Genomic DNA, 22,806 nt, shown 5'->3' with positions numbered 1-22,806 from the left:
CGGGTCTTCACCCTCGCGGGAAAGCCCGGCGCTCCGATTTGGTCACTCACCCGACACGTTCGATCACAGCGCGCCGGATGAGGAATTTGCCCGGTTCGCGAACCAGCTCGAACGCCGAGTTGTTGAGCAGGATGCAGCTACCGGACGGGCCGGACACCTTCACGGTGGTGCTCTTGTTGTTGTCCAGGTTCGTGACCTTGAGCGTGGTGCCGGCCGGGAACACGTTGCTGGTGGCCGCCGGAGCGCCGGCCTCGCCGGACAGCGTCACCTGCGAGCCCTTGCAGACCACCTCGCCCGTCGCGCCCTGATCGGCCGGGGGCTGAGCGGCCGGCGGGGTCGTCGCCGCCGGAGGCTTCGTCGCATTCGCCGGGGGCTTCGTGGCCTTGGCCGGCGGCTTCGCCGGGGCCTGGTTCGCAGGGGGCTGGGCCTGCACGTTGCCCGTGCAGCCGGCCGTCGCGCGGCGCTGGTTGATCAGGTCGATGACGGCCTGCCGGTTGGCGATCCGCGCGTCGGAGAGCGCGTCAGGGTTCGCCTTCTGGCCGGCGATGAAGGTCAGGTTGTTCTGCAGCGCGGTGTCGAGCCCGGCGCAGCTTTCACCCGCGCTGCTCATGCCCGTGCTCACCGCGAAGGCCCCGCCGGCCAGTGCCGCAGCAGCCACGCCGATCAGCACCTTGCGGCCGGTCCGGCTCAGCCTGTTTCTCCGGTACATGTCACAGCTCCTTCGCATCGACGTAGCGCCCGCCAGCGCTCCGCGCTTCGATCGGCACTTCGCTCATCAGCACTTCGCCCACCAGTACGGAGCGTCGATGTCCGGGAGTTCGAAAAAGTTACCTTAAAGATATTTAAGATCGTCTCGGCCATCAGAGCCGCAGCGACTCGGGGGCGTGAAGCCGCAACATCGTCGCACCGATATCGCGGGGAACGCGGCGTTTTGTCGCTAACGAACCCACGACCATGACCAGGAACGCCAGCGGTACGGACCAAGCGGCCGGTTGCTCAACGACCTGCGCCAACGGCTCGGAAAGCGGCGGTCCCATCACCGTCAGTAGCACCGCGGCCATCGCCGACCCGCCTCCGGCCAGGATCCCGGCGGCCGCCCCGACATCGGTCAGCCCACGCCACCAGATGCCGAGCACCAGCAGCGGGCAGAAGCTCGACGCGGCCACGGCGAATGCCAGCCCCACCACCTGCGACACGTCCATGTTCGCCACGTACACCGACAGCACCATCGGCACCGCGGCGGCGAGCACGGTGGCCAGCCGGAAGTCGCGGACGGATCCCCCGCGTCCGGCGTGCAGCACGTCGGTGAAGACCACGCCGGCGACGCTGGTGAGCAGCCCCGACGACGTGGACAGGAACGCCGCAAGCGCCCCGGCGGTGACCAGCGCGCCGAGGAACTGCCCGAGATGCCCGTGACCCAGGGCGGCTTCCGGTAGCAGAAGAACCACCGCATCGGTTTGCCCGGTCATCAGCAATTGCGGGGTGTAAATGCGGCCGAGCACTCCGTACAAAGTGGGAAGGAAATAGAAAAGGCCGACCATGGCTAACACAACGAGCGTGGTGCGCCGGGCCGAAGCGCCATCCGGATTGGTATAGAAACGCACCAGCACGTGCGGCAGGCCCATGGTGCCGAGAAAGGTGGCCATGATGAGCGAATACGTGGCGAACAACCCGGTGTCCCCGCCCGGCAACAACCAATCAGCGCCGTTGTTGTGGTCCACCGAGCTGATCTCTGGCACCGGCTCCCCCGCGGCGAACGTCAGCTTGTCGCCCTTGTGTACCGGGTCAACCCCGTTGAGCAGCGCGTCCTGCTTGATCTCCACGGTCGTGGTTGCGGCGAAAACCGGTCCGGTCGGAGGGGTCACTGCCGGTCGGGCGTCGGACTGCCAGTGCAACGCCAAAAAGATGACGGGTACGGCCAAAGCGGTCAACTTGAGCCAGTACTGAAAGGCCTGCACAAACGTAATGGCTCGCATCCCGCCAAATGCGACGTTCGCCGTGACAACCAGTCCGACCAGGAGCGCGCCCCACTCGTACCGTCCGCCGGTCACGGTTGTGAAGGTCAGCCCGGCACCCTGCAATTGCGGGACCAGATAGAGGCAGCCGATGAAGATGACGAATACGGTGGCGAGGCGCCGCAGCATTGGCGAACGCAGCCGCACCTCGCAGAAATCGGGCAGGGTGAAGGCGCCCGAGCGGCGCAGCGGTGCCGCGACGAACAGCAGCAGAGCGAGGTAGCCGGCCGCGAACCCGACCGGATACCAGAGCACGTCGACGCCGTAGCGCAGAACCAGGCCGGCCACCCCGAGAAAGGAGGCGGCCGACAGGTATTCACCACTGATCGCTGCGGCATTCCAGGCCGGGCTGACCGAGCGCGACGCCACCAGGAAGTCCGACGTGGTCCGCGCGAACCGCAGCCCGTACACGCCGATGCCGACCGTGATCAGCACGACCACGACCAGCCCCGGAATGACGTACGGGTTCACGCTTCGGGCCTGCAAATGACCGCCGTGAAATCCTGCTCATTGCGTTCGGCCCAGCGCACGTAGGCCCACCCGATGACCACCAGGAAGGGGAAGGACGCGAGCCCGAGCACCAGCCACGGCAGGTTGACCCCGAGCACCTTGAACTGCCCCACCCCCGGCGCCACCGCGAACAGCAGCGGAAGAGCGCCCAGCCCGGCCGCCACCACCAGGCTCAACCTGATCGCGAGGGCGAGCTGGGCGCGTACCAGTCCTTTGACCAGCGCCTCCCCGATCGGCGTCTGCTCGGCCAGATCAGCCCGAGCCGGGTCGGCCATCGGCCGCTGAGCCGCCGCCTCCCCCAGCACCACCCGAACCCGAGCCGGCCGCCCACCCGCATCGCCACCCATGCCCGGCAGTCTCGCGCGCCCCGGCGCAAAGTCAAGAGCGGACGAGCAGTGGGCAGTTCCGACCGTCCGCGACCGGGTGAGCATCAAGAATCTTCCGAGCTTCCTCCCGCGACCAGCTCCACGTCCGCCAGTCACCGTCCCGCTCACCGAGCTGCGCCGCCATCAGCCGCAGCGCGCAGTTGCGGTCCGCAGGAGGCAGCTTGTCCAGCGCCGGCACCGCATCAACAGAAAGCGTCGACAAGAACGCGATGTCGATGGAGCCGACGTCATGGGCCCGGACGATGTTGCGTTCGGCGATCAGCCGGTCCGGGTTGGCTGCCGCGAGGCCCAGCAACGCCAGCACTCCCGCCGCCACCACCGCCCGGGGCAGCCACGCCGTCCGTAGCCGGATACCCGCCATCAGGATCATCAGGAACACCACGCCCAGCCAGGCCTCACACAGCGGGACGAGAAGGCGCAGGCGGGTCAGGCCGTACGTGTCGGCGTACAGATCCATGCGGTGCAGCGCCGAACCCACGATCACCAGGGTCAGCACAGCCAGCGTGCCCAGGACGGACCGGATGAGGACCCGGTCGGTGCGGGTGTCGCGGGGTGCCCAGCGGGCCGCGCCGGCCAGCACGAGCAGCGTGAGCCCGGTGACCAGCAGAAGTTGCCAGAAGCCGGTGCGGGCGTACTCGGCGTACGTGAGGCCCTCGGTGGTGAGGACGTGCTGCGAATCTCCGAACAGGACCGTAAGCTGGATACCGACAAAAACGGCGAACAACAAAACCAGCAGTGACAACGGAATCGACCATTCGAGCCGGGCCACCCGGCGCCTGTGCTGACTGTCCAATCCGGACAGGTCGGGCGGCGCGGCTCGAAGGTAGGCGGCGCCGCCGAGGACGAGCAGGCCGACGGTGAACAGGAGGATCCAGCGGAGCGCGGTGGCCACGTCCAGGTCCGGGATCACCGCGTCGACCACGCCGGCGAACGCGGCGTCGGCGGAAGCGAACAGCGTGCCGAACACGATGAGCAGGGCGAGGGAGACGCCCACGGTCGCGGCTATCCGTACGCCACCGGAGCCGGGACCGCGAGCGCCGCTCTTGAGCCACGGCACCGACCGGAAGGCGGCTGCCGGGGCGGCCCACACGGTCAGCAGGATGCCTTTTGTGGTGCGCCCGCCGGCCACGGCAAGGATCCCGGTCAGAAAGGCCGGGGCGAGGCACAGCAGGACCAGCCAGCCGGCGGCGCGGACCGTGCTGACGGCCAGCAGGGCAATGGTTGCCGCACCCCAGGCGAAGCGGGATCGGTCCAGGCCGGGACGCTGCCAGCGGACCAGGCTGACCGGCTCGGCGGGAGGGCGGGCGATGGTCAGCGCGGCGACCCCGGCGATCGCCGCGACGAGCCAGCCGGCACCACCGGGTGCGAGAGGCACGCTGAGCGCGGCGATGAGAGCCCCGGCGATCACGGCCCAGACGGTGGCGGGCGAAGCGGCTCCGGCAGGCCCCGGCCAGCGCTTCTCGATGAACGTTTGCGCAGGCCAGGGCCCATGGATTGGAGATGCGGGCGGGCTGAGAACAGACATGGTCATCCCTTGAAACGAGGAAGTGGAAAGTTAAAGCGGCAGCGTGACGTGGATGCGGCAGCCCACATCGCTGTCGGCCACGGCGATGCTGCCCTGGTGCAGCTGGACCACCCAGTACGCGATCGCCAGCCCAAGCCCGGTGCCGCCGTCGCGGGATCGCTCCCCGTGGGCCCTTTCTCCCCGGGTGAAGCGTTCGAAGACCCGCTCGCGGTCGGCGGGTGGGATGCCGTCGCCCTGGTCGGCGACCGCGATGTGAACCTGATCGTCGTGCCGCTCGGCCCGGATCGTCACGGTCGCGCCGGGCGGGCTGTGCCGGGTGGCATTGTCGAGCAGATTGGCGAAGACCTGATGCAGCCGCTCACGGTCGGCGGTCAGCCGGATCTCCGGGGCGGCGACCTCAAACCGCACGTCGCGCCCGGCACCGTCGGCTGTCACGCGTGCCTCATTTACTGCATCACGAAGGAATTCCCGTACGTCGATAGCGCTCTTCGTCAGCGGCACCACACCGGCATCGAGTCGTGACAAGTCGAGCAGTTCGGCAACCAGCCGCCCGAGCCGCTCGGTCTGGCTCAGGGCCACCCGCATGGTTTCCGGTTCAGCCTCGGACACCCCGTCGACGACGTTCTCCAGCAATCCCCGCAGCGCCGTGATGGGCGTACGCAACTCATGCGAGACGTTGGCAATCGGCTCGCGCCGCTGCCGGTCCGCCGCCGCTAGATCCGCCGCCATCTGGTTGAACGCGGTGGCCAGCTCACCCACCTCATCGCGTGAAGTGGCGCGTACCCGCCGGCTGTAGTCCCCGCGCGCCATCGCCTTGGCCGCGACAGTCATCTCCCGCAACGGCACAGTCGCACCGTGCGCCGACACCTGCAGCGTCACCAGAGCCAGCGCCACCGCCACCGCCACCCACATCAGGTCGAAGCGCATCCACCCCAGGCTCCACCAGAAGATGAAGAGCCCCACCCCGCCGGACAGTCCCAGCGCGAGCGACAGTTTGGCTTTGATGGACCGTACGGGATCAAGTGGCCGCGGCAACCACCCAAAAGCGGGGACTGCCAGCCGTCGCACCAGCGTCATCATCGGGCCACCTCGAGGGCATATCCCACGCCATGCACCGTACGGATCAAGTCGGGCCCCAGCTTCCGCCGCAGCCCCTTGATGTGGCTGTCCACGGTCCGTGTGCCCGACGCATCGGCCCAGCCCCAGATGTCCGCGAGGAGCCGTTCGCGGGGCAGCACCGCGCGCGGGTGTGCGGCCAGATGGGCGAGCAGGTCGAACTCGGTGGGCGTGAGATGCGCTTCGACGCCGGCTCGGTGCACCCGGCGCTCGGCCAGGTTGATCTCCAGGTCGCCGAACCGCAGCGGCGCGGGCCGCTGAGGCTCGGCGTTGCGGGTGGCCCGGCGCAGCAGGGCGTGCACCCGCGCGGTCAGCTCGCGCATGGAGAACGGCTTGGTCAGGTAGTCGTCAGCGCCGACGGCCAACCCGATGAGCAGGTCGGTCTCGTCGTCGCGGGCGGTCAGCATGAGCACCGGGACGGGCCGCTCGGCCTGCACGCGGCGGCAGACCTCAAGGCCGTCGAAGCCGGGCAGCATGACGTCGAGCACCAGCGCGTCGGGCTGCCAGCGCCGGGCCGCCTCGACGGCCGCGGGACCGTCGGCGGCGTGCTCGACGGAGAACCCCTCGGCTCGCAGCCGCGCCATCACCGTTTCGGCGATCGTCCGCTCGTCCTCCACGAGAAGGATCTTGCGTGCGGTCTGCATCCCAACCTCCCTGACAAACGGTGGCGCGGCGCCGGTGAGCCGCAGCTCGGGCCGAGCCGGTGAACCCCGGAGTGCGGCAAAGCCGGTGAGCCCCCGTGGCGCACCGACCGTGCCGCGGTCAGCAGCTTATTGATCCGTCGTGCGCACGCGGAGGCGGAGTTGTGGACAAGTTGTGAAGATCGCCCGCCTGTGGATAACTCTGGGGACAAACCTGTGGGCCTGTGGATAACGCTGTGGATGTCAGCGGGTCCAGTCGTTCTTCACGGCCCTGATCAGCTTGTCCTTGAGCTCGCGGGTATGGCGCCGGCTCACCGGCAACTCCGTGCCGTCGATCGTCACCACGTACCCGGACTGGGTCAGGCGCAGCTCGCGGACCAGGCGCAACTGCACGAGGTACGACCTGTGGATACGCACGAACCCGGCGTCCGCCCAGCGCTCGGCCAGCGTCGCCAGCGACACCCGTACCAGGTGGGAGGTGTCGAGGGTGTGCAGCCGCGCATAGTCGCCCTGCGCCTCCACCCACCGTACGGACGAGCGGGGCAGCAGCCGGGTCGTCCCGGCGAGTTCCACCGGGATGCTCGGCTCGTCCTCCCGCTTCACCACGGGCGGCGGTGTCACCTGCAGCCCGGCCACCCGGCGCAGGGACTCGCCGAGCCGCTCGGCCCGCACCGGCTTGCGTACGTAGTCGGTGACGCCCAAGTCGAACGCGTCCACCGCCCCGTCGTCGTACGCGGTCACGAACACGATCGCCGGCGGCCGGGCGAACCGGCGCAGAATCCGGGCCAGCTCCATCCCGTCCAGCCCCGGCATCCGGATGTCCAGGAACACCGCGTCGACCTCGGTGTCCCGCAGCACCCGCAACGCCTCGGTCGCATCGCCGGCCCGGTGCACGTACGCCACCCGCTTGTCGGCATTGAGCAGATACGCCAGCTCATCCAACGCCGGCGGCTCATCATCCACAGCCAGAACGACAAGACTCATGCTCTGACCCCGGGGTGGAACTTAGGCACGCGCATGCTCACTTTCGTCCCCGCTCCCGGCGCTGTCTCGACAACGAGGCCGAACCGGTCGCCGAATACCGTGCGCAGCCGCTCGTCGACGTTGGAGAGCCCGACATGCCGCCCGGCCTCGTCGTCGCGGCCGTTCACCGCCTCCGCGACCCCCTCGGCCAGCGCCGCCGGGTCCATTCCCACCCCGTCGTCCTCGACCGTGATGTGGCATTCGGCACCCGCGTCCCGCGCCTCGATGCTCACCATACCGACGCCGGGCTTGGGCGACAGGCCGTGCCGGACCGCGTTCTCGACCAGGGGTTGCAGGCACAGGAACGGCAAGCCGACGGGCAGAACTTCGGGCGCGATCTGCAGCCGTACCTGCAAACGATCGCCGAACCGGGCGCGCTCGATGGTCAGATAGCGGTCGATGGATCGCAGCTCCTCGGCCAGCGTGGTGAACTCGCCATGGGCGCGGAAGGAGTACCTGGTGAACTCGGCGAATTCCAAAATCAGTTCACGGGCCCGTTCCGGATCGGTACGAACAAAAGACGCGATCGCCGTCAACGCGTTGTAGATGAAATGCGGGCTGATCTGCGCACGCAGCGCCCGCACCTCGGCTCGGGCCAGCCGTTCCCGGGAGGAATCGAGCTCAGCCAGCGCGAGCTGGGAACCGGCCCAGCGGGCGGTCTCCATGGTGGCCTGCACGAGACCCGGCGCTGGATGATCATCGGCTACCGCCACGAGCGCGCCCAGCGCCTGCCGGTCCGCGCCGGTAAGGGGGGCCACCACCGCCCCGCGCACGATGCAGTCCACCCGGTCGCAGGGCAGGTCGGCAGCACCCAGCACGATCGAGCGGTTGGTCGTCACAGCTCGCCGGGTAGCGGCCACGAACTGCTCGTTGTGGTGGCTGCCGCGCCCGTCGTACGCCAGGCAGCGCTGGTCATCGGCCACCGCCAGGCCCGGAGCCCCGACCAGTCTGCGCAGATGGCGGGCCGCTTTGCCGGCCGAGGCGGCGGTCAACCCGGTACGCAACGGCTCAGCGGCCAGCGAAGCCGAGTGCAGCACGTCGTACGTGGCCCGCTGACCCGCCGTGGCCGCCCCGCGCCGGGCCCGCAGCCGCAGCACAGCGACCACCGCACCCGCCAGCGCGGCGAGCACGGCCAGCACCGCGAGCAAACTCCCGACTTGTCCGGCCACGCAGAGATCCTGACGGGTGACGCGCCGAAACGCCATGCCCGTTCTTGTCGCACCAGGATGGGAGCATCGCAGCATGCCGTTCACCGAGTACTTCGTCGCCGATGATGATCAAGCCGCGCTGGCCGCGCTGGGATCCAGCGGGCCGGCGTCGGTCGGGTTGCCGACGGTCGAGGCCAAGAACCTGGACCCGGTCGTGGTCATCGGCACCCTGGAGTCGCTGCTCACCGGGGTGCCCTACGACGAGGTGACCGCCGATCCGCGCCAGGGGCACGCGGTCAGCGATCCGGAGGCGAGCCCCGAGGAGCATGTCATCGCGATCACCGACCGGCTCCGGGGGGCCTTGGCTGCGGCGGGGGATGCCGAGTTGGGTGAGGTGGGCGCGCGCTGGGGACGTACCGAGGAATTGGACGGCTTTGACCCTGAGTTCTTGACCGCTTTTCTGGTCGATCTCGCAGCCCTCGCCCGCCGGGACGGCCAGTTGTACTGCTGGTGGGCGCTGTAGCCCTCAGTAGGCGCCCTTGCGCTGGAGGACGACGCCGATCGTGCGCCACAGGATGCCGAGGTCGTAGGTGAGCGACCAGTTGTCGACGTAGTAAAGGTCGAGCCGCACCGCCTCGTCCCAGGACAGGTCGGAACGCCCGGAGACCTGCCAGAGCCCGGTGATGCCGGGGCGCACCAGCAGGCGGCGGCGCACGTCACCCAGGTAGTCGCCGTCATCGGCGGGCAGCGGGCGCGGGCCGACCAGCGACATCTCGCCTTTGAGGACGTTGATCAGCTGGGGCAGCTCGTCGAGCGACGTGGCGCGCAGCTTGTTGCCGAAGCTGAAGATGCGCGGGTCGTTCTTCATCTTGAACAGCATGCCGTCGGAGTCGTTGAGCTCCTCCAGGCTGGCCTTGCGTTCCTCGGCGTCGACGTACATGGTCCGGAACTTCCAGACCCGGAACGTGCGGCCCTCGTGGCCGACCCGGGGCTGGCGGAAGAACACCGGGCCGGGGTCGGACAGGCGGATGCCGATCGCGATGGCCGCGAGCACCGGGGACAGGAAGAGCAGGCCGAAGAACGCGACCACGCGGTCGATCAGGTTCTTCACCAGCCAGCCGGGGCCGGAGAGCGTCGGCTCCTCGACATGCAGCAGCGGCAGGCCCTCGATCGGGCGGATGTGCACGCGCGGGCCGGCGATGTCGGTGAGCTGCGGGGCGACCACCAGGTCGACGCCGGTGCCTTCGAGCTGCCACGCCATCCGGCGCAGCTCGCCGGGCTCGGAGCTGGCCGAGCCGCAGACCGCGATGGTGTCCGCACCGACCTCGCGGACCAGCGACAGCACATCGCGGCTCGCGTAGACGGGTACGGGTGTCTCGATGCCGCGGGCGGCCGCGTAGCCATCGGTGATGTGGATGGCGACCGGGATCAGGCCGGCGGCCGGGCTGCGGGTGACCGCGGTGTACACCTCGAGCGCCTCGGGCAGCGTGCCGACCAGGATCATCCGGTGCGCGCCGTGCCCGGTCTTGCGGCGGGCCACGTGCAGAATCTGCCGCGCCGAATAGCGGCAGAACAGGATGAAGACGAGCGCCGCGACCGTGACGTAGGCGATCGTCATACGCGACAACTGGGTCTTGGTGCCGAACGCGAGCAGCGAGACACCCGCCACGACCGTCACGAAGGCACGGACAACCCGTTTGAACTCTTCGCTGCCCAGGCCCAGGTATCGCCGGTCGTAGCTGCCGTTGCCCCAGAGGATCGCCAGCCAGCCGAGCGGCAGGCCGACGAACGCGACGAGGTAGAAGATCTCCTCGCGCCCCTGGAAACCGGAGTTGGCCCTCTCGATGAAGATCACGGCGAGGTAGCTGGCAAACAGGGCCGAGATCAAGTCCAGCAGGATCAGGATCAGCGTGTACGGCCGGTGCCAGCGCGACAGCCGGCGGTGCGATCGGGTCCAAGCGGACCGGGGTACGCCGTTACTCGGCGGTGGCTCCTGCTGCCACTCGAAGCTGTCGTACGGCATGCCGCTCCGGCTCTTGCTGGTACTGGACGCCGGGCGATGGAGGCTCGTGGTCACCTCGCCTGTGTCCTCCCGCATCACGTACCGCCCACACCGAGAACATTACGCACCGCCACGGCCGCCGGTAGCCCGGCTGGCGGCCGGTCCCCCGCTGCGTCAGCGACGAAGGGTGGGACCGAGCCACTATACCGATGGAACGACTTAGAAGAAGGTGACGTTGTGGTCGGATTCGACGCACATCTTCGAACGAGTACTGAGCGTCACCGTAACGGCGCTAACGGATCAACTTGGACAGCCTGCGGTCGGCCAGCGGTTTGCCACCGGTCTGACACGTGGCGCAATACTGCAGGCTCTTGTCGGCGAACGACACCTCGCGGATCTTGTCCCCGCACACCGGGCAGGGCAGGCCCGTACGAGCGTGCACCCGCATGCCGGCCCGCTTCTCGCCCTTGAGCTCGGCCGCCTTCTGCCCCACCGAGCGGGTCACCGCGTCCGTCTCGACCTGCCGGGTGGCCTCGTAGAGGGTGGTGAGCTGCTCATCGCTCAGCTTCCCGGTCAGCGCGAACGGCGACATCTTGGCCACGTGCAGGATCTCGTCGGAGTACGCGTTGCCGATCCCGGCGAGCACCTCCTGATCGGTCAGCACGCCCTTGATCTGGCCGTTGCGCCCGCGGATGCGCTCGACGAACTCGTCGCGGCTCACCGCCAGCGCGTCCGGGCCGAGGCGCGCCACCCCCGGCACCTCGGCCGGGTCGCGTACGAGATAGGCGGCCAGCGACTTCTGCGTGCCGGCCTCGGTCAGGTCGAAGCCCGAGCCGTCGTCGAGCCGCACCCGCAACGCGATCGGTCCGCTGCCCGGCTTGAGCGGCGCCGGGGACTTGAACGAGTCGCGGTAGTGCAGCCAGCCCGCCCGGGCCAGATGCACGACCAGGTGCAGGTCGGTGCCGATCGACACGTCGAGAAACTTGCCGTGCCGTCCGGCGGTGGTGATCTTCTGACCCGCTGCCGCGCTCGGCGCCGGGTCGAACGTCTTGAGCGCGCTGAACGAGGACACCTCGAAGCGCTCCACGGTATGGCCGACCGCACGCTCCCGCAGGTACGCGGCGAGCGCCTCGACCTCGGGCAACTCTGGCACGCCCTAACGGTAGCGTTTATCGCCGTGAAGGTCGTCGTTGCGCATAATCGGTACCGGGAAGCGATCCCCTCCGGCGAGAACGTCATCGTCGACACCGAGATCGCCCAGCTCACCGCGGCAGGGGTCGAGGTGGTGCCGTTCCAGCGCGCGTCCGACTCGATCGGTGACCTGCCGCTGACGGAGAAGGCGCTGCTGCCGCTGTCCCCGATCTTCGGCCGGGCGGCTCAGAAGGACCTCGCCGACGTGCTGCGCCGCGAGCGTCCGGATGTGGTTCATCTGCACAATCCGTACCCGCTGCTCTCGCCCTGGGTGGTGCGCACGGCCCAGGCCCATGGCGTGCCGGTGGTGCAGACGGTCCACAACTACCGGCAGGTTTGCTCCTCCGGGCTGTATTTCCGCGACGGCCACAATTGCCAGGACTGCCGCGGCAAGCTGCTGGGATGGCCGGCGATCCAGCACAAGTGCTACCGGGGTTCGGCCGCGCAGAGTGCCTTGATGGCCACGACGCTGGCCGTGCACCGGCCGACCTGGAAATCCGTGGACCGCTACATCGCGCTTACCGACCGGATTGCCGCGCACCTGGGCGACTACGGCATCCCGGGCGAGCGGATCGTGATCAAACCCAACGGGCTGCCGGACCCGGGCGAGCCGGCGCCGCTGGGTGACGGTTTCCTGTACGCCGCCCGGCTGTCCCCCGAGAAGGGCTTGGCGCTGCTGGTTGACGCCTGGTGCCGGCATCCGGAATTCGCTCTCGGGCACCTGCGCATCGCCGGGGACGGGGAGCTGCGCCCGTTGGCCGAGCAACTCGCCGCCGAGCGGGCCGACGTGACGTACCTGGGCATCATCGACCAGGCTGCCATGGCCGTGGAGCGCCGGGCCGCCTCGGTGGTCGTGGCCGTACCGACCTGGAACGATGTCCTGCCCACGGTCATCCTCGAAGCGATGGCGGCCGGCCGGCCCGTGCTCGGCACCGCAGTCGGCGGCATTCCCTATCTGCTCGGCGACGTCGGCTGGGCCGTGGCTCCGCAGGCCGCTGCGCTGGCCGAGGCCCTGCCCGTCGCCCGTGCGGAGGCCGCCCGCTTTGCCCCGCTGGCCCGGCAGCGCTATCTGAGCGAGTTCCACCCCGACGTGCTCACCCGGCGGTTGATCGAGATTTACGACGAGCTCCGAGCAAATTCCCAGACGGCCCTCAGGTAGATCGATCTCGAAATGGGCATGCTCGCCGCATGACCACTCGTCGCACCGTGCTGCTGGCCGCCGGAGGTGCCGTCGTCGCGGCGGCGGGCGGAGGCGTGGGCTATGCCCTGGGCAACGACAAGGCGCCCCCCGCGCCCGGCACCCCTGCGGCGGACGCGCCCAAATACCGTTCCCGCCCGGACCTGCGTGCCCTGCCCGACGTCACCATCACGACCGCGGCGAACGGGACCATGCCGGGTTCCATCTTCCTGAGCCCGGCGTCGGGGACCGGCCTGTGGGGTCCGCTGATGGTGGATGAGAAAGGATCGCCGGTCTGGTTCCGCAAGGTGCCCGACCCGGCGACCGTCGCCATCGACTTCAAGGCCCAGCAGTATCAGAACAAGCCCGTGCTGACCTGGTGGGAGGGGACCATCGGGGGCACCGGCGGCCAGGGCGTCGGGCAAGGCGAGTTCGTCATCGCCGACACCGCGTACCGGGAGGTCACCCGGGTCCGCGCGTTCGGCACCGAGCAGGCCGACCAGCATGACTTCGTCATAACTCCCCAGGACACGGCGCTCTTCTGGATCTACGACCCGATTCCGTACGACCTCAGCTCGCACGGCGGCCCGGCCGACGGCGTGCTCCACGACGGAGTCATCCAGGAGATCGACATCAAGACGGGTAAGCGCCTGTTCGAGTGGCGTGCCCGCGACCACGTCACCCTCGACGAGTCCTACGCACCGCTGCCCCAAGGCGAGTCGGCCCACCTGCCATACGACTACCTGCACGCCAACTCGGTGGGCCTGGCCGCCGACGGCAACATCATCATCTCGGCCCGCCACACCTGGACCACGTACAAGATCGAACGGAAGACCGGCGGCGTGATCTGGCGTATCGGCGGCAAGAAAAGCGACTTCCAGGTGGACGAGAAGGCCACGTTCGCCTGGCAGCACGACTTCCGCCAGCGGCGCAACGGCTCGTACAGCGTCTTCGACAACGGCGCCGGCATCACCAACGAGCACGAACAATCGCGAGGGCTGGTCTTCAAGGTCGATGAGCAGGCCAAGCAGGTCACCTTCGTCCAGGAGTTCCTGCACCCCCAGAAGCTGCTGGCCCCCACCCAGGGCAACTTCCGCGAACTAGCCGACGGCGGCTCGTTCATCGGCTGGGGCCAGATGCCCTGGTTCACCGAGTACGCCCCGGATGGCACCGTGCGCCTGGACGGCCACATTCCGCTGGACAACCAGTCGTACCGGGCCTACAAGGCCGAGTGGACGGGGACGCCGCTCGACCAGCCGGCCCTGGGCCTGCGCGCCGAAAACAACACAGTGATCGTGAACGCCAGCTGGAACGGGGCTACGAACGTGGCCAAGTGGCGGGCGCGCGTGGGCAACCAGCCCGGTGCCCTGGCAGCTTCGACGGAGGCGGGGCGGTCCGGCTTCGAGACGGAACTGGTGGTGCCGGGGACGCCCGAGTACGTGGTGGTGGACGCCCTGGACGCAAACGGCAAGGTGGTGGGCACCTCGTCGGCGGTGCCGGTCCGCGTTTGACGTTCGCCGTCGCCCAGCGTGACCATCGAGTAGGTCATTGCTGGGCTCAGCCCCGAAGTGCCTGGCGGCCCGAGAAGGCGATACTGGCCGCCAGAAACGCGCCGTTGATCAACGTGAACGCGCAGATCACCCACACTGTCCACTGCGGAGCCACCGTCAGCACGACCCCCGCCAGCGCAATAACCGCCCCATAGTCACGAACCAGCTTGACCACCCGCACCGGCAGCGAACTGTTCGTCACCATGCTGGAGGCCTGCGCCCCGGTCTGCATGACCGAGGTCACCAGGTTGACCATCCACGTGCCGGCAAAAGCCGCCAGCAGCCAAGCCGGAGTGGCAGGCACCTGCGCCGCGGCAGTAGCGCAGAGCGCCGCCACCAGCGCGATCTGAGCCGCCACGTCGCAGAGCACGTCCGTTCGCCCGCCGGCCGTGCTTGCCTGGCCGGTCACCCGGGCGAGCTGGCCGTCCGAGCAGTCGAGGGCGTATGCGGCCTGCCAGCCGACGAGTGCGAGCAGGCCCACCGGCCAGGCCCAGATGGTGCCGTCGGCTACCGGGCCGGCGGCGGCGACGACCACGAACGAGACGAGACAGCTGAGCCCGAGGTTGCCCACCGACAGCACTGTCGGCGCCAAGCGGTGCTTGTTGGCGAAGACCGCGATCCGCGAGCCCAGGTGCTGGCTGACTGCCTCGCTGAACAGGCCGCCGCCGCGGTTGACCTGGTAAAAATCTGCCGCAGTGGGAGGCGCAGCCGGCTCGGTGGGTTCAGTCTTGGGCGACGGCGTCGTCATAGTCGGCCAGCTTCCTGCGGATCTCGTCAGGGGTCATGGCGAGGTGTTCGAGGATCGTGTAGCGGTCCGGGCGGGTCCGCGGCGCGAAGTCCACGATGTCAACGAACTGGTCGGGGGTCAGGCCGACGTCGGCCGGGGTGCGGGGCAGTTGGTGGCGCGCCAGGCACTGCGACATCTGCCGGAAGCGCCTCTCGTCGCCGCGCAGGAAGGTGCAGAACAGCGCGCCCATGCCGGCCAGCTCGCCGTGCGATGCGGTGCCCGGGTACAGCGTGTCGGTGGCGTGGATGATCTCGTGGCAACCGCCGCTGCAGGGGCGGCTGCTGCCGCACACCGCCATGGCCAGCCCGCTGGAGATCAGGGTCTCGGCCAGCACCGTGACGAACGCGTCGTCGGACATGTCGCCGGGCATGGTCAGCATCGCCTCGGCGCCCATGCGCGACAGCGAGGCGGCCAGGCCGTCGATGGGCTCGCCGCGGACCTCGCGGCCCAGGTCCCAGTCGGCTAGCGCGCTGATGTTGCTGATCACGTCGCCGATGCCGGCCCGGTTGATGCGCTCGGGGCCGTTCTCGACGAAGTCCAGGTCGACGATGACGGCGATCGGGATGTGCACGCCGTACGAGCCCTTGATGTCGTCCTGCACCAGGCTGGCCACCGGGGAGGCGATGCCGTCGTTGGCCAGGCTGGTGGCAACCGAGACCATGGGTAGCGCGTAGCGCGTCGCTGCATATTTGGCCGTGTCGACCGTCTTGCCGCCGCCGATGGCCACCACCGCGTCGTACTGCCGGGCGCGCAGCTTGCCGCCCAGCTCCATCGCCGCGTCCAGGGTGCCGCCGGCGGTCATGAAGACATCCGCCGAACCCAGTGTGGGCTGGATCAGGTCGGCGATCTTCTCGCCCTGGCCCGGCCCGACGACCACGGCGACGTCACCGCCGGAGGAGATGCGGCCGTCGGCCAGGATCCGGCCCAGGTCGGCCACCGCGCCCCGCCGCACGTCGATGTGCAGCGGGGTTTGGACGCTGCGCGCTAGTAGCGGCATGCGATGTCCCGCGCCTTGGCGAGGTCGTCGTGGTTGTCCACCTCGACCCACGGGATGTCGCCGATGGTGGCCGCGCGGATCTCGCCGCCGCGGTTGGCGAACTCCTGGTAGCCGTCCTCGTAGTAGAGGTCGGGGTTCTTCTCCCAGGTGGCCTTGAGGCAGTCGGCCAGCTCGGCGGCGACGCCGGACTCGATGACCGTGGCGCCGATGTACTCGCCGAACGCCTCCGACGGATCCATCAACTTCGTAATCTTGGTCAGCCGTCCATCTGCCGAGAAGATGGTCTTCATCTCCTCGTCAGCAAGCTTCTTCACATTGTCAACGGCAAGAAGAATTCCCGGTCCACGGTTGGCGAGGAGGGTCTGCTCGACGCTGACGGGGTGCACGGTGTCACCGTTCACCAGCAGAGCGCCCTGGGCGAAGTGGTCGCGCGCGAGCCAGAGCGAGTACGCGTTGTTCCACTCCTCGGCCTTGTCGTTGTGCACAAGGGTGATTTTGACGCCGTACTTCTGCTCGAACGCATCCTTGCGCTCCTCGACGGCGTTGGCGCAGTAACCGACGACGATCGTGACGTCCGTGAGGCCCGCAGCCGCCAGGTTGCGCAGCGAGATGTCCATGATCGTGGTGTCACCGTCCACGGGCACGAGCGCCTTCGGCAGCGTGTCGGTGTACGGGCGCAACCTGCGTCCCGCGCCCGCGGCGAGTACCAGACCGATCATGGATGGTTCCTTCCGAAAAGACAGAGGGGTGCCAGCCGAGGATAGCGGTGCGCTCATAACGAAAGAGTGCGCAGGACCGCAAAGCCGTCCTCGGCGAGCTGGCGGATCATGCCGTCGGTGACTTCCCGGTTCTCGTCCAGCACGTCCAGCTCGTCGGGGCCGAGCCAGCGAAAGTCGGTGTGCTTACCGGCTTCGAGCTGCGGCCGGGAAAGATCGCCCCGGACCCGTACCAGAAAATCGGTTTCCCACCGCTCAAGGCCGTCCTCGCCGGTGTAGCGGTAGTCCCCGACGGTCGCCAGCACCTCGCTCAGCTCCCAGCCGGTCTCCTCGGTGATCTCCCGCGCCAGCGCCTCGCTGACCGTTTCGCCCGGTTCGAGATGTCCGCCCACCACGTCCCAGCTGTTCGGGAAAAGCTTGCGTGTGGCGGACCGCTTCTGGAAGAAAATGCGGTCATCCGGGCTCACGACGAGAGCCGCGGTGACGCGCAGGGGCTCCTGGGGCATGGCCGAAAATCATATAGCGCCTGCTCGTAAGCTGTGGGGTATGACCGCTGAGCAGCTGATCTCATTCGCCCGGGGCGCACCGTCGCTGGACATCATCGACGTGGCCGGTCTCAAGGCCGCGGCCGCGCGGGCGTTCGACGCCGATCCGGCCGGGATGACCGCCTACGGCACGTCCGTCGGCTACCTGCCGCTGCGAAAGTGGATCGCGGACAAGCACAGGGTCGCCCCCGAGCAGGTCATCGTCACGAATGGCTCGCTGCAGGCGGACGCCTTCTTCTTCAACCACCTGCTCAAGGCCGGCGACGACGTCGTGGTGGAGAAGCCCACCTACGACCGCACCCTGCTGAGCCTGCAGAGCCAGGGTGGCAAGGTCCACCAGGTGACGATCGAGCCCGACGGCATCGACGTCAACGAGCTGCGCGCGCTGCTGGAGTCGGGCGTGCGCCCCAAGTTCGCGCACATCATCCCGAACTACCAGAACCCGGCCGGGGTCACGCTCTCGCTGGAGAAGCGCCGCACCCTGCTCGAACTGGCCGCCCAGTACGAGTTCCTGATCTTCGAGGACGACCCGTACGTCGACATCCGCTTCCGCGGCGAGGCGCTGCCCTCGATGCTGTCGATGGACACCAACAACACCGTCGTGCACGCGTCGAGCTTCACCAAGACCGTGTGCCCCGGCGTGCGCGTGGGTTACCTGGTTGGCCCGGCGGCGTTCATCGACGCGATCGCCAAGAAGGCCACCAACCTGTACATCTCGCCCGGCATGGTGTCCGAGGCGATCGTGCACCAGTTCTGCATCTCCGGTGACATCGAGCGCTCGGTGCAGACGGTCAGCGCCGCACTCGGCGAGCGGGCCCGCGTGCTGGCGGAGTCGATCCGTAAGCACATCCCGGGGGCGACGTTCACCGAGCCCGACGGCGGCTACTTCCTCTGGGTCGACCTGCCCGAGGACGTGGATGTGGACAAGCTGTTCCCGGCGGCGATGAAGAAGGGTGCCGCCATCGTCAAGGGCAGCGACTTCCTGCTCGACGGCGGCAAGAACTCGGTGCGCCTGGCGTACTCCGCGGTGACCGTGGACCAGATCGAAGAAGGTGTCCGCCGCATCGCGGAAGCGATCAGCGAGATCCAGGGCTGACTTGTCGGGTTCCCGACAGATGGGCGCTCCCGCCGGTTCCGGGTTTCCCTTGGGACCGGCGTGGAGATCACAATGCTCGCGGCGCCAGGCTGCATGACCCTGCGGTGTGACGCGTTGACACCCACCCCGCCCCCCGGCGCCGGGCGGGCCGCTCGCACTCTTCACCCCCCTCGAATGCGGCCGGTCCGTCCGGCGCCTCCGCGGTGGGATGCGGTGGGATGCGGGTAAGCGGGTAGGGGAGGTCGTCATGAGCGAGAGCGGTGCGCGCCGCAACCGGCCGGTGGCCGTGAACAGGTCGCTGTCCCGGGCCTGGACCGCCCCGGTCAGAGCAATGAACCGGATCCTCGGCACGGTCGACGGTCAGCCGCAGGCACCGGGTGAGGAATACCACGGCAGTGCGGTCGTCGACTGCGGTGTGTACGTGGAAGGCAAGCGCGAACCCGGTGAGTTCTCGCCCGATGAGGCCCTGCAGGAGGCGGGCAGCCGGGACAACGCGTTTGTCTGGCTGGGACTGCACGAGCCGACCCAGCAGGAGATGTCGGCGATCGCGCGGACGTACAACCTGCATGAACTTGCCGTTGAAGACGCGGTGAAGGCCGAGCAACGCCCGAAGCTGGAGCAGTTCGGCACGGTCCATTTCCTGGTGTTGCGCACCGCGCGCTATGTGCCGCACGGCGAGCTGACCGAGACGTCGCAGATCGTCGAGACCGGCCAGATGATGATCTTCGTAGGCGAGCGTTTCGTGATCACGGTCCGGCACGGCGACGCCACCCGGCTGGCCCCCGTGCGCGCCGACATGGAAGGGCGCAACGACCTGCTGGCCCAGGGGCCGTGGGCGGTGGCCTACGCGGTCACCGACCGGATCGTCGACGCCTACATCGAGGTGGCCGACCAGGTGGAGGCCGACTTGGACATCATCGAGGAGGGCGTGTTCTCACGCGAGCGCGGCAGCCCGGTGCAGGCGATCTACCAGATGAAGCGGGAGCTGGTGGAGTTCCGCCGGGCGGTGGTGCCGTTGCAGCGCCCGCTCGCCACGATCACCGCCCCGCAGAGCCGGCTCGTGCCCAAGGAGATCCGCCGCTACTTCCGTGACGTGCAGGACCACTTGACCCGCACGGTCGAGCAGGTGGCCTCGTACGACGATCTGCTGAACTCGATCCTGCAGGCCCGCCTGGCCCAGGTGACCGTCGACCAGAACAACGACATGCGAAAGATCGCCGCCTGGGCCGGCATCTCGGCCTGGTGGACCGCCGTCGCCGGGGTGTACGGCATGAACTTCGCGCACATGCCCGAGACCCAGTGGCGCTACGGCTATCCCGTGGTCATCATGGTCATCGTTGCGGTGTCGGTGCTGCTCTACCGGCTGTTCCGCAAGAACGGCTGGTTGTAGGCGGCCCCCACGTGAGCGGGCCGCCATCTACAGTGGCGGTGTCACCCTGGGGAGGGAAGTCGCGTGCCGTCTCGGCAGGATCAGCTGCATTCGTACCAGTACTCGCAACAGCGGGTGGTGGCCGCGCTGGTGTCGCACGACCCCGACCCGCACCGCTCGCCGCTGCGCCGGGCCGGGACCACCGTGCTGGTCAGCCTGGTTGTGGCCGCCCTGGCCGTCGGTGGTGCCGCCGCCTACGGACTGTTCAAGGGCACCAACAAGGTTGAGGCGCGCGACGAGTCAAAGGTGTGGCTGGAAAAAGGCACCGGCGCCCGCTTCGTCTATCTGCAGTCCGACGACAAGATGCACCCGGTGCTCAACTACGCGTCGGGGCTGCTCATCGCGAATGCGCCCACGCCGCAGTTGAAGAGCGCTTCCCCCGAAAGCCTGGCCAAGGTGCCGCTGGGTGACCCGCTGGGCATCCCAGACGCACCGGACTCGCTGCCCGCGGCCAAGGGCGGGCTGCTGCCGGCCACCTGGACGGTGTGCTCGCAGCTACCGGAGGGTTCGCAGCCGGAACCGCAGAGTGTGGTGGCGCTGGGCAAGCCGGTGACCGATGGCACTCTGCTGCCGGTGCCACGTGCCGACACCCCGGGCAGTGAGCTGCGCGGGCTGCTGGTCGCCGACACCGCCGAGCGCACCTTCCTGGTCTACAACAACAAGCGTTTCCTGATCCCGGCCAACCGGCTGCGTCAGACGCAGGCGCGTTTCCAGTGGACCGCGGCGCCGCTCGCGGTGTCCTCGGCGTGGATCAACGCGGTGCCGATCGGCCCCGACTTGAAGGCCCCGGCGATCCCCGGCTTCGGCGATGGTTCCGACGTCATCCCCGAGTTCGAGGTCGGTCAGCTGCTGCGCGTGCACGGCGATGGCAGCACGGCCGATCAGTGGGCAGTGGTGCTCAAGGACGGCATTGCGTTCCTCACCGACGTGCAGGCCGCGCTGATGCAGACCGACCCGGAGGCGTATCCGCAGCGCGAGATCGACGTCAACCTGGCCGGCAGCCTCGCGCAGTCCAAGACCTCGCTGGTCAGCCAGGCGAACGCGGACGGCCTGCCGCCGGCTTTCCCGGTGCTGCTCAACGGGCCGGGCAGCGTCTGCATGAACTATGACGGTGGCTCCAACGGCGCGATCAGCATCCGGATCGGTCCGGCGGTCCCAGCGGGCGTCGCGGTGGCGCAGAAAACAAAGGTCGCCGGGCGGGTGCAGGCCGACCGGGTGCAGGTGCCGCGCGGCAAGGGCGCGGTGGTGGTTGCGGCGGCTTCGCCGACCGCTCCGGCGGCCAGCGGCACCGTGAGCGTCATCACCGACACGGGGCTGAGCTATCCGCTGGCCAGCCGCGACGTCCTGGCCAAGCTGGGCTACGGCACCATCACTCCGCAAGCCATCCCCGGACAACTGGTTGCGCTGCTACCCACCGGGCCTTCGCTTGATCCGGTACGAGCACGGCAGTCGAACGCGTCCGCCGAAGCCGAGGACGCCGCCGGCACCAACTGACAACACCGCGGCGGCCTGCCCGAGGAGCTGGGCCGGCCGCCGTGTCGTGTTGCGCTACCGGGGGGTTCAGTTGCCGTTCTGGCCGTTTGCGAGCCGGGCCACCTTCGGACTGTGCAGCGCCGAGGAGGTCTGGTCGCCGTCACCGGTCGGGATGACCGGCTCGGTCTCGCCCACCGGCGTCACGAAGCCCGAGGGGCCCGCGAGGTCGGCCGGCTCAAACGCGGCGTCGTCGGAACCGGTGGTCGAAGCGGCGATCGAGCCGGCGGGGTCGTACTCGTCCCACTGCTCGGTGCGGCGCTTGCGCACGAAGTACGCGCCCGCCACGCCGACCGCGGCACCGGCCAGCGCGAAGCCGGCCAGCTTGCGGCCCACGCCACCCTGCTTGCGGCCCAGCGCCTTGTTCGCCCGCTTCTCGAGCTGCTTGGCGTTCTTCTTGCCGCTCTTGGCCGCCTTCTTGTTGGCCTTCGCAGCCTTCTCGTTCGCCTTGGCCGCCTTCTCGCTGGCCTTCGCGGTCTTCTTGCTGACCTGCTTGGCGCCATCGGTCGCCGCCGTGACCAGCGGGGTCAGCGTCGAAACGGCGCTCCCCCAGCCGGAGGAAGCGGCGTCCTTGGCCCGCGTGGCAGCGGGCTGCACCCGCTCCTTCGCGGCGTAGAACTTGGGCCCCACGGTCGCGCTGGTCTCCTGAGCGGCGAGCGTTGCCGCACGCTTGAAGTGATCAACGCTCTGGGTGAGCTCGCTCTTCATCTTCGCGTTGCGGTTCTTCCGTCGCATAGTTGCGAACACCAGTGCCACCTCCTGTGGTTCTTTCCGGGTCCATGCTGCCTTCTTCGGTACCCCCACGGAGCCGGTTCAGACACATGGGGGAGGATCCGAACAACAAAGAACTGTCCTGCGCACCGAAGGAGTACCCGTGGCTGACAAGCTTTACGCCACCCTGCACACCAACCACGGCCCGATCCGGCTCCAGCTCTTCCCCGATCACGCGCCCGCGACCGTGCGCAACTTCGTGGAACTCGCGGAGGGCACCAAGGACTACGTCGACCCGCGCACCGGCCAGAAGGGCAGCGGCCCGTACTACGACGGGACGGTCTCGCACCGCGTCATCGCGAACTTCATGATCCAGATGGGCGACCCGACCGGCACCGGCCGCGGTGGCCCGGGTTTCCAGTTCGCCGACGAGTTCCACCCGGAGCTGCAGTTCGACCGCCCCTACCTGCTCGCGATGGCCAACGCCGGGCCGGGCACGAACGGCTCGCAGTTCTTCATCACGGTCAGCCCCACCCCGCACCTCAACCGGCGGCACACGATCTTCGGCACGGTTGCCGACGAGCAGTCCGCCAAGATCGTTGACACCATCGCCAGCACCCCGACCGGCCCGGGCGACCGCCCCAAGGACGACGTGGTGATCGAGCGCGTGGAGATCGAGCGGGCCTGAGGTTGATACCCACCCCCAGGTAC

Annotated in this window: 22 protein-coding genes; 7 read left to right on the top strand and 15 right to left on the bottom strand. The window is 68.8% G+C overall.

Annotated elements, in window-relative coordinates; genetic code table 11:
* Positions 1 to 46: 46 nt before the first annotated feature.
* The 8 genes from TFC3_RS32520 to TFC3_RS32485 form a co-directional block, all read right to left on the bottom strand.
* Positions 47 to 709 carry a hypothetical protein gene (locus TFC3_RS32520; protein ID WP_067509574.1) on the bottom strand — a complete coding sequence of 221 codons (663 nt, stop codon included), beginning with the start codon at positions 707 to 709 and terminating at the stop codon, positions 47 to 49.
* A 151-nt stretch (positions 710 to 860) separates the two neighbouring features.
* Positions 861 to 2,486, bottom strand: coding sequence for a cation acetate symporter (locus TFC3_RS32515; protein ID WP_067509572.1), 1,626 nt, complete (start codon positions 2,484 to 2,486; stop codon positions 861 to 863).
* On the bottom strand, positions 2,483 to 2,872 hold the full coding sequence (locus TFC3_RS32510; protein WP_067509570.1) for a DUF485 domain-containing protein: 390 nt from the start codon (positions 2,870 to 2,872) through the stop codon (positions 2,483 to 2,485). Before TFC3_RS32510 ends, TFC3_RS32515 begins: the two co-directional genes overlap by 4 nt.
* 31 nt (positions 2,873 to 2,903) lie before the next feature.
* On the bottom strand, positions 2,904 to 4,319 hold the full coding sequence (locus TFC3_RS32505; RefSeq protein WP_236718578.1) for a DUF4153 domain-containing protein: 1,416 nt from the start codon (positions 4,317 to 4,319) through the stop codon (positions 2,904 to 2,906).
* A 147-nt stretch (positions 4,320 to 4,466) separates the two neighbouring features.
* The gene (locus TFC3_RS32500) at positions 4,467 to 5,513 is read right to left on the bottom strand and encodes a cell wall metabolism sensor histidine kinase WalK (protein WP_067509566.1); all 1,047 of its coding nucleotides are present in this window, start codon (positions 5,511 to 5,513) and stop codon (positions 4,467 to 4,469) included.
* On the bottom strand, positions 5,513 to 6,196 hold the full coding sequence (locus TFC3_RS32495; protein WP_067509564.1) for a response regulator transcription factor: 684 nt from the start codon (positions 6,194 to 6,196) through the stop codon (positions 5,513 to 5,515). Before TFC3_RS32495 ends, TFC3_RS32500 begins: the two co-directional genes overlap by 1 nt.
* 240 nt (positions 6,197 to 6,436) lie before the next feature.
* Positions 6,437 to 7,177 carry a LytTR family DNA-binding domain-containing protein gene (locus TFC3_RS32490; RefSeq protein WP_067509562.1) on the bottom strand — a complete coding sequence of 247 codons (741 nt, stop codon included), beginning with the start codon at positions 7,175 to 7,177 and terminating at the stop codon, positions 6,437 to 6,439.
* On the bottom strand, positions 7,174 to 8,385 hold the full coding sequence (locus tag TFC3_RS32485; protein ID WP_067509561.1) for a sensor histidine kinase: 1,212 nt from the start codon (positions 8,383 to 8,385) through the stop codon (positions 7,174 to 7,176). The genes TFC3_RS32490 and TFC3_RS32485 overlap by 4 nt, the downstream gene beginning before the upstream one ends.
* Positions 8,386 to 8,458: 73 nt before the next feature.
* Here TFC3_RS32485 and TFC3_RS32480 point away from each other — a divergent pair, with 73 nt between their 5' ends.
* Positions 8,459 to 8,887 carry a hypothetical protein gene (locus tag TFC3_RS32480; protein WP_067509559.1) on the top strand — a complete coding sequence of 143 codons (429 nt, stop codon included), beginning with the start codon at positions 8,459 to 8,461 and terminating at the stop codon, positions 8,885 to 8,887.
* 3 nt (positions 8,888 to 8,890) lie between these two features.
* On the opposite strand, the gene TFC3_RS32475 is transcribed toward TFC3_RS32480, so the two are convergent.
* Together TFC3_RS32475 and TFC3_RS32470 are read right to left on the bottom strand one after the other, a co-directional pair.
* Positions 8,891 to 10,387 carry a sugar transferase gene (locus TFC3_RS32475; RefSeq protein WP_067509557.1) on the bottom strand — a complete coding sequence of 499 codons (1,497 nt, stop codon included), beginning with the start codon at positions 10,385 to 10,387 and terminating at the stop codon, positions 8,891 to 8,893.
* A 271-nt stretch (positions 10,388 to 10,658) separates the two neighbouring features.
* The gene (locus TFC3_RS32470; RefSeq protein WP_067509550.1) at positions 10,659 to 11,519 is read right to left on the bottom strand and encodes an Fpg/Nei family DNA glycosylase; all 861 of its coding nucleotides are present in this window, start codon (positions 11,517 to 11,519) and stop codon (positions 10,659 to 10,661) included.
* A 24-nt stretch (positions 11,520 to 11,543) separates the two neighbouring features.
* On the opposite strand from TFC3_RS32470, the gene TFC3_RS32465 reads away from it, so the two are divergent.
* Both TFC3_RS32465 and TFC3_RS32460 read left to right on the top strand, forming a co-directional pair.
* The gene (locus TFC3_RS32465; RefSeq protein ID WP_067509966.1) at positions 11,544 to 12,716 is read left to right on the top strand and encodes a glycosyltransferase family 4 protein; all 1,173 of its coding nucleotides are present in this window, start codon (positions 11,544 to 11,546) and stop codon (positions 12,714 to 12,716) included.
* Positions 12,717 to 12,745: 29 nt separating this feature from the next.
* Positions 12,746 to 14,245, top strand: a complete 1,500-nt coding sequence (locus TFC3_RS32460; protein WP_067509548.1) for an arylsulfotransferase family protein — start codon at positions 12,746 to 12,748, stop codon at positions 14,243 to 14,245.
* Between the two features lie 46 nt (positions 14,246 to 14,291).
* Here the strand turns inward: TFC3_RS32460 and TFC3_RS32455 are convergent, their stop codons facing one another.
* Genes TFC3_RS32455 through TFC3_RS32440 form a run of 4 tightly spaced genes read right to left on the bottom strand, consistent with a single transcriptional unit; the run spans position 14,292 to position 17,290 of the window.
* On the bottom strand, positions 14,292 to 15,032 hold the full coding sequence (locus TFC3_RS32455) for a CDP-alcohol phosphatidyltransferase family protein (protein ID WP_067509546.1): 741 nt from the start codon (positions 15,030 to 15,032) through the stop codon (positions 14,292 to 14,294).
* Positions 15,007 to 16,068, bottom strand: a complete 1,062-nt coding sequence (locus TFC3_RS32450; RefSeq protein ID WP_067509545.1) for an iron-containing alcohol dehydrogenase family protein — start codon at positions 16,066 to 16,068, stop codon at positions 15,007 to 15,009. The genes TFC3_RS32455 and TFC3_RS32450 overlap by 26 nt, the downstream gene beginning before the upstream one ends.
* Positions 16,056 to 16,787 (bottom strand): sugar phosphate nucleotidyltransferase, encoded by a 732-nt coding sequence (locus TFC3_RS32445; RefSeq protein ID WP_067509543.1) that lies wholly within the window; start codon positions 16,785 to 16,787, stop codon positions 16,056 to 16,058. Before TFC3_RS32445 ends, TFC3_RS32450 begins: the two co-directional genes overlap by 13 nt.
* A gap of 53 nt (positions 16,788 to 16,840) precedes the next feature.
* Positions 16,841 to 17,290, bottom strand: a complete 450-nt coding sequence (locus tag TFC3_RS32440; RefSeq protein ID WP_067509541.1) for an NUDIX domain-containing protein — start codon at positions 17,288 to 17,290, stop codon at positions 16,841 to 16,843.
* A gap of 40 nt (positions 17,291 to 17,330) precedes the next feature.
* Between TFC3_RS32440 and TFC3_RS32435 the strand changes: the two genes are divergently transcribed.
* From TFC3_RS32435 to eccB, 3 genes are all read left to right on the top strand, one after another.
* Positions 17,331 to 18,425: a PLP-dependent aminotransferase family protein gene (locus TFC3_RS32435; protein WP_067509539.1), complete on the top strand. Its 1,095-nt coding sequence runs from the start codon at positions 17,331 to 17,333 to the stop codon at positions 18,423 to 18,425.
* Between the two features lie 247 nt (positions 18,426 to 18,672).
* Positions 18,673 to 19,815 (top strand): magnesium and cobalt transport protein CorA, encoded by a 1,143-nt coding sequence (locus TFC3_RS32430; RefSeq protein WP_067509537.1) that lies wholly within the window; start codon positions 18,673 to 18,675, stop codon positions 19,813 to 19,815.
* A gap of 63 nt (positions 19,816 to 19,878) precedes the next feature.
* On the top strand, positions 19,879 to 21,348 hold the full coding sequence (gene eccB, locus TFC3_RS32425) for a type VII secretion protein EccB (RefSeq protein ID WP_067509535.1): 1,470 nt from the start codon (positions 19,879 to 19,881) through the stop codon (positions 21,346 to 21,348).
* 66 nt (positions 21,349 to 21,414) lie between these two features.
* Here the strand turns inward: eccB and TFC3_RS32420 are convergent, their stop codons facing one another.
* A complete protein-coding gene (locus TFC3_RS32420) occupies positions 21,415 to 22,131 on the bottom strand; it encodes a hypothetical protein (RefSeq protein WP_067509964.1) in 717 nt (238 codons plus the stop codon).
* 127 nt (positions 22,132 to 22,258) lie between these two features.
* On the opposite strand from TFC3_RS32420, the gene TFC3_RS32415 reads away from it, so the two are divergent.
* The gene (locus TFC3_RS32415; RefSeq protein WP_067509533.1) at positions 22,259 to 22,783 is read left to right on the top strand and encodes a peptidylprolyl isomerase; all 525 of its coding nucleotides are present in this window, start codon (positions 22,259 to 22,261) and stop codon (positions 22,781 to 22,783) included.
* Positions 22,784 to 22,806 lie beyond the last annotated feature (23 nt).

The sequence above is a fragment of the Actinoplanes sp. TFC3 genome, assembly GCF_001553785.1.
In the GTDB taxonomy this organism is placed as follows: Bacteria; Actinomycetota; Actinomycetes; order Mycobacteriales; family Micromonosporaceae; genus Actinoplanes.
Note: the sequence above shows the minus strand (reverse complement) of the source record. Positions and strands in the feature narration are given on the sequence as shown.